The 6280-nt window shown below is 67.5% G+C and carries 5 protein-coding genes; 2 read left to right on the top strand and 3 right to left on the bottom strand.

Going from position 1 to position 6280, the window contains the following annotated elements; translation table 11 throughout:
• Together AC5RWT_RS33275 and AC5RWT_RS33270 are read left to right on the top strand one after the other, a co-directional pair.
• The coding region (locus tag AC5RWT_RS33275) for a BCCT family transporter (protein ID WP_494083944.1) at window positions 1-429 on the top strand (429 nt) is incomplete at its 5' end.
• 110 nt (window positions 430-539) lie between these two features.
• Window positions 540-3023, top strand: a complete 2484-nt coding sequence (locus AC5RWT_RS33270) for a GcvT family protein (protein ID WP_494083943.1) — start codon at window positions 540-542, stop codon at window positions 3021-3023.
• 198 nt (window positions 3024-3221) lie between these two features.
• On the opposite strand, the gene AC5RWT_RS33265 is transcribed toward AC5RWT_RS33270, so the two are convergent.
• The 3 genes from AC5RWT_RS33265 to sucC all read right to left on the bottom strand — a co-directional run.
• Window positions 3222-4277 (bottom strand): zinc-dependent alcohol dehydrogenase family protein, encoded by a 1056-nt coding sequence (locus tag AC5RWT_RS33265; protein WP_494083942.1) that lies wholly within the window; start codon window positions 4275-4277, stop codon window positions 3222-3224.
• A gap of 128 nt (window positions 4278-4405) precedes the next feature.
• Entirely contained in the window at window positions 4406-5326 is a 921-nt protein-coding gene (sucD, locus tag AC5RWT_RS33260) for a succinate--CoA ligase subunit alpha (RefSeq protein WP_494083941.1), read from the bottom strand.
• A 19-nt stretch (window positions 5327-5345) separates the two neighbouring features.
• Window positions 5346-6280, bottom strand: a 935-nt coding sequence (sucC, locus tag AC5RWT_RS33255) for an ADP-forming succinate--CoA ligase subunit beta (protein ID WP_494083940.1), incomplete at its 5' end; no start/stop codon positions are given.

The raw sequence follows: 6280 nt of genomic DNA, 5'->3' as shown, positions 1-6280 counted from the left end.
ATTTTCTTTGTCACGGGTGCCGACTCGGCCTCGCTGGTGATGGCTTCACTCAGTTCCAACGGGGCAGAGGAGCCCTCCCGCGGCGTCGTCATCTTCTGGGGTGCGCTGACCGGCGCAGTGGCTGCGGTGATGTTGCTGGCCGGCGGGGACCAGCCGGCCGAAGCCCTGAACGGGCTCAAAAACATCACCATCGTGGTGGCGTTGCCGTTCGTCCTGGTGATGCTGCTGATGTGCATCGCGCTGGCCAAGGACCTGCGCCGTGATCCGCTGGCGCTGCGCCGACGGCTGGCCGACTCCGTGGTGGAGCGCGCCATCCGTTCCGGGGTGGGCCAGCACGGCGGCAGTAGGTTCGACCTGGTCACCAAACACGAATGCGACGACACCTGTCCCGAAGGAACGTGTCCGGCAGCTTCTTCGCCACGCGCCTGAGCCGCCCGGCGGCGGGCGGACCTGAGTACCGGGGGCGCCCGCCGCACGCACCAACGCATGACCCTTCTTCACCTCTTGCCCCACCCTGCTACCTGAAGGAGCATTACCGCATGAGCACCACCCCGCGCATCGTCATCATCGGAGCAGGGATTGTCGGCGCCAATCTCGCGGACGAGCTGGCCGCCCGCGGCTGGACGAACGTCACGGTCCTGGAGCAGGGCCCGCTGCACCTGGCCGGCGGGTCGAGCTCGCACGCACCCGGGTTGGTGTTCCAGACGAACCCGTCCAAGACCATGACCGAATTCGCCGGCTACACCGTGGACAAGTTGCTTTCCCTCACGGCCGACGGCACCTCCTGCTTCAACCAGGTGGGTGGCTTGGAGGTAGCCACCACGCCGGCGCGGTTCGAAGACCTGAAGCGCCGGGCGGGCTTCGCAGCTTCGTGGGGCCTCGAGGCCAGGCTGATCGATCCGGATGAGTGCGAGAAGTTCCATCCGCTGCTGCCCGCGGGAAATGTGCTGGGCGGCCTGCACATCCCGTCCGACGGACTCGCGCTGGCGGCGCGTGCCGTCCGCCTGCTGATCGACCGGGTCTCCGCGGCCGGGGTCGAATTCCGCGGTTCCACTACCGTGACAGGCATTGAGCACGACGGCGGACGGGTCACCGCCGTGGCGACCGACACCGGGAGGATACCCGCCGACGTCGTCGTCTGCTGTGCCGGGTTCTGGGGGCCGAAGATCGGCGCGATGGTCGGCATGACGGTGCCGCTGCTCCCCTTGGCACACCAGTACGTCAAGACCTCGGCGTTGCCGGCGCTGGCCGGTTGGAACGAGCTGCCCAACGGCGCCCGGCTGCCGATCCTGCGCCATCAGGACGCGGACCTGTACTTCCGCGAACACGGCGACCGGCTGGGCATCGGGTCCTATGCCCATCGCCCCATGCCGGTGAACCTGGACGAGCTGTCCGCTGTCCCGCCGGCGGACGTGTCCGAAGACCGCATGCCGTCGCGGCTGGACTTCACCCCGGAGGACTTCGAACCGTCCTGGCGGGAAAGCCAGCGGTTGCTGCCGGCACTCCAGGGCGCGGACATCGCCGACGGCTTCAACGGCGTCTTTTCGTTCACTCCCGACGGCGGCCCGCTGATAGGCGAATCACCGGACGTCGTCGGCTTCTACCTGGCCGAAGCCGTGTGGGTGACGCATTCGGCGGGCGTGGCCAAGGCAGTGGCCGAGCTGTTGGTGGACGGCCGGTCGCAGACGGATCTGCACGAATGCGATGTGCGCCGGTTCGAAGACGTCCAGCGGGCTCCGGAGTACATCAGCCAGACGTCCCAGCAGAACTTCGTGGAAATCTACGACGTGCTGCACCCGCTGCAGCCCCGCGAATCGCCGCGGAAACTGCGGACCAGCCCGTTCTTCGGCCGCCAGCAGGAGCTCGGCGCGTTCTTCCTTGAATCCGGCGGCTGGGAGCGTCCGCACTGGTACGAGGCCAATGCACCCTTGCTGGCCGATCTTCCGCACGACTGGCGTGAACCGGAACGGGATGGTTGGACGGCCCGCTACCACTCGCCCATCGCCGCCGTCGAAGCGTGGAAGACGCGCACCGCCGTCGCTCTGTATGACATGACGCCGCTCAAGCGGGTGGAGGTTTCCGGTCCGGGCAGCCTGGAATTGCTGCAGCGGCTGAGTACCGGGCAGATCGGCAGGCAGCCCGGAGCGGTGACCTATTGCCTGCTGCTGGATTCCGCCGGCGGCGTCCGCAGCGACATCACGGTGGCGCGCTTGGCGCCGGAGCGGTTCCAAGCCGGCATCAACAACAATGCCGACTATGAGTACCTGAGCGGCGAGGCGGCCGCACAGTCACAGGCAGACCCGGCGCAGTGGGTTCAGGTCACGGACATTACCGCCGGCACCTGCTGCATCGGGCTCTGGGGGCCGCTGGCCCGCAAGGTGATGGCCAAGGTCAGCAGCGACGACTTCAGCAATGACTCGCTCAAGTACTTCCGGACGGCACAGGTGCGCATTGCCGGTGTGAGCGTCACTGCGATGCGGCTCTCCTATGTGGGCGAACTGGGCTGGGAGCTCTACACCACCGCGGATCAAGGACTCAAGCTCTGGGACGCGCTGTTCAACGCCGGGCAGGAGTACGGCGTGATCGCCGCCGGCCGCGCGGCCTTCAACAGCCTGCGGCTGGAGAAGGGCTACCGGCTCTGGGGCACGGACATGAGCACCGAGCACACTCCGGAGGAAGCCGGCGTTGGATTTGCGGTTAAGGCCGACAAAGCAGAGTTTGTCGGTGCTGCGGCGCTGGCTGCCGCGGGCGCGCCGGTCCGCCGGTTGCGCTGCCTGACCATCGACGACGGCCGGTCGGTGGTGATGGGCAAGGAACCGGTGTATGTGGGCAACGTCCCTTCCGGATACGTCACCAGTGCGGCCTTCGGCTACACGGTGGGGCGGCCGGTGGCCTACGCCTGGCTGCCGGCGGATACCGCCGAAGGGGACCCGGTGGAGATCGAGTACTTCGGCCGCCGCATCCCGGCCACGGTGTCCGCCGAGCCGCTGGTGGATCCCGGCATGGAACGGCTGCGCGGCTGAGCGGCTCGCGGCTGACGGGCAGCCGGGCGGGACCTTCTACCCGGGGTGACCGTCGACCGCGCGGACCTTCTACCCGGGCTGACCGTCCACCGCAGCTGACCGGCAACCGGGCGGGACCTTCTACCCGGGCTGACCGTCCACCGCAGCTGACCGGCTGCCGCGGCTGTCCCTTCACGGCGACGTAAGGCCGGGCCGCGGTTAGGGCCGCAAGAGCACTTTGATGGCGCGGCGTTCATCCATCGCGCGGTAGGCTTCAGCGGCTTCTGCAAGCGGCATGACGACGTCGAAGACCTTCCCCGGATTGATCTTGCCGGCCAGCACATCCTCAAGGAGCTCGGGAAGGTATTCACGGGTGGGGGCAGCGCCGCCAGCGACGGCGATGTTCCGGGAGAACAACACGCCGATGGGCAGTTCCGCGCCGCCCGCGGGAACACCCACGAAGCCCACCGAGCCGCCGGGCCTGGTGCAGCGCAGCGCCTGGTCCATCGACTCCGCCGTGCCCACGCATTCGAGCACCGAGTCGGCCAGCACACCGCCCAGCAACGCTTTGACCTTCTCCGCCGCCTCTTTGCCCCGTTCGGCCACCACGTCCGTCGCCCCGAACTCACGTGCCACAGCTGCCCGGTCATCGTGACGGGACATGGCGATGATCCGCTCTGCACCCAACCGTTTGGCCGCCAGCACGCCGCACAGTCCGACGGCGCCGTCGCCCACCACCACCACGGTGCGCCCCGGTCCGGCCTTGGCGCTGATGGCCGCATGGTGTCCGGTGCCCATCACGTCCGAGAGCGTGAGCAGACTCTTGGCCAGCTCCTCCCCCGGTTCGGTCACGCCGGGCACCACCACCAGGGTGCCATCGGCGTTGGGCACCCGCACAGCTTCGCCTTGGCCGCCGTCGACCGGCAGGCCGTGCTCATCCTTCCCGCCCCAACTCGCCCGGCGTTCGCAGGAGGTCTGCACGCCGTTGCGGCAGGGCGGGCACTCGCCACAGCTGATGGCCCACGGGGCGACCACGAAGTCGCCGGCTGACAGCGTCCGGACTGCGTCGCCGGTGGCCTCGACGACACCGATGAGTTCGTGGCCGATAGGATGCGGGTCACCCGGCTTACGCACGCCCCGGTAAGGCCAGAGATCGGAGCCGCAGACGCAGGTTGCCGTCACCCGTACGATCGCGTCGGCCGGGGCGAGGATTTGGGGCTCGGGGCGGTCCTCGACGCGGATGTCGCCGGGTCCGTGGATGATTGCAGCTCGCATGTGGCCTCCTGTGTTCAGGTGATGGTGTGGTGCTTTCAGCTTAGGCAGGTTCCGTTCCCCGCCGGGAACAGGCGAAGCCCGCCACCTCTGACTGCAGGTGACGGGCTTCGGCGCTGTTGGCGGTGGGCCTAGAGGCTCGAGGCCGGCTCGTGGTCCGGGTAGACCTCGCGCAGCAGATGAGCGGTCTCGGACGGGGTCTTGCCGACCTTCACGCCCGCGGCCTCGAGGGCTTCCTTCTTGGCCTGCGCCGTGCCGGATGAGCCGGAGACGATGGCGCCGGCGTGGCCCATGGTCTTGCCCTCCGGAGCGGTGAAGCCCGCCACGTAGCCGACAACGGGCTTCGTGACGTTGGCCTTGATGTATTCGGCGGCACGTTCCTCGGCGTCGCCGCCGATTTCGCCGATCATCACGATTGCCTTGGTCTCCGGATCGGCCTCGAACGCCGCCAGGGCGTCAATGTGGGTGGTGCCGATGACCGGGTCGCCGCCAATGCCGATGGCGGTGGAGAAACCGAGGTCTCGCAGCTCATACATCATCTGGTAGGTCAGCGTGCCGGACTTGGAGACCAGGCCCACACCGCCCTTGCCGGTGATGTTCGCCGGGGTGATGCCCACCAGCGACTCGCCCGGCGTGATGATGCCCGGGCAGTTCGGGCCGATGATGCGGGTGATCTGGTTGCCGTCGGCGTCCTTCTTGGACTGGGCCAGAGCCCAGAACTCGGCGGAGTCCTGCACCGGTACACCTTCGGTGATCACTACGACCAGGCCGATTTCGGCCTCGATGGCTTCGACCACAGCGTCCTTGGTGAAAGCCGGCGGGACGAAGACGATCGAAACATCGGCGCCGGTCTCGGCGACGGCTTCCTTGACCGAGCCGTACACCGGCAGGGTCTTCTGGCCGTGGGTGACCGTGGTGCCGGCCTTGCGGGCGTTGACGCCGCCCACAATGTTGGTACCGGCGTGCAGCATGCGTGCCGTGTGCTTGGAGCCTTCGCCGCCGGTGATGCCCTGGACGATGACCTTCGAGTCCTTGTTGATGAAGATAGACATGTTGTTAGTTCCTCGGTCCTTAGGCGTTGGCCAGTTCGGCGGCCTTGTCGGCGCCCTGGTCCATGGTCAGGGCCAGGGTGACCAGCGGGTGGTTGGCGTTGAGCAGGATCTGCCGGCCTTCGTCCACGTTGTTGCCGTCCAGACGGACAACCAGGGGCTTGGTGGCCTTCTCGCCCAGGATTTCCAGGGCCTTGACAATGCCGTTTGCCACGGCGTCGCACGCGGTGATGCCGCCGAAGACGTTCACGAACACGCTCTTGACCTGGCTGTCATTGAGGATGACGTCCAGGCCGGCGGCCATGACCTCGGCCGAGGCGCCGCCGCCAATGTCCAGGAAGTTTGCGGGCTTGACGTTGCCGTGCTTCTCACCGGCGTAGGCGACGACGTCGAGGGTGGACATGACCAGCCCCGCACCGTTGCCGATGATGCCGACCTGGCCGTCGAGCTTGACGTAGTTCAGGTCCAGTTCCTTGGCCTTGGCCTCGAGCGGATCCGCAGCATCCTTGTCCTCGAGTTCCTCGTGGCCGGGCTGGCGGAAGGACGCGTTCTCGTCGAGCGAGACCTTGCCGTCCAGGGCGACGATGTCGCCGGCGCCGGTCTTGACCAGCGGGTTCACCTCCACCAGGGTGGTGTCTTCCTTCTTGAACACGTCCCAGAGCTTGATGATGACCTCGGCGACCTTCGGGCGCAGTTCCTCGGCGAAGCCTGCCTGTGCGACGATCTCGTCGGCCTTGGCCTGGTCGATGCCGACGGCCGGGTCAACGGCAACCTTGGCCAGGGCGTCGGGACGCTCCACGGCCAGCTGCTCGATCTCCATGCCGCCCTCCACCGAGCACATGGCCAGGTAGTTGCGGTTCGCCCGGTCCAGCAGCACGGAGAAGTAGTACTCCTCGGCGATGTCGGCGCCCTGGGCGATCATGACCTTGTTGACGGTGTGGCCCTTGATGTCCATAC

The organism is Arthrobacter sp. Dra40 (assembly GCF_059091905.1).
This window is presented reverse-complemented; position numbering and strand designations above follow the sequence as displayed.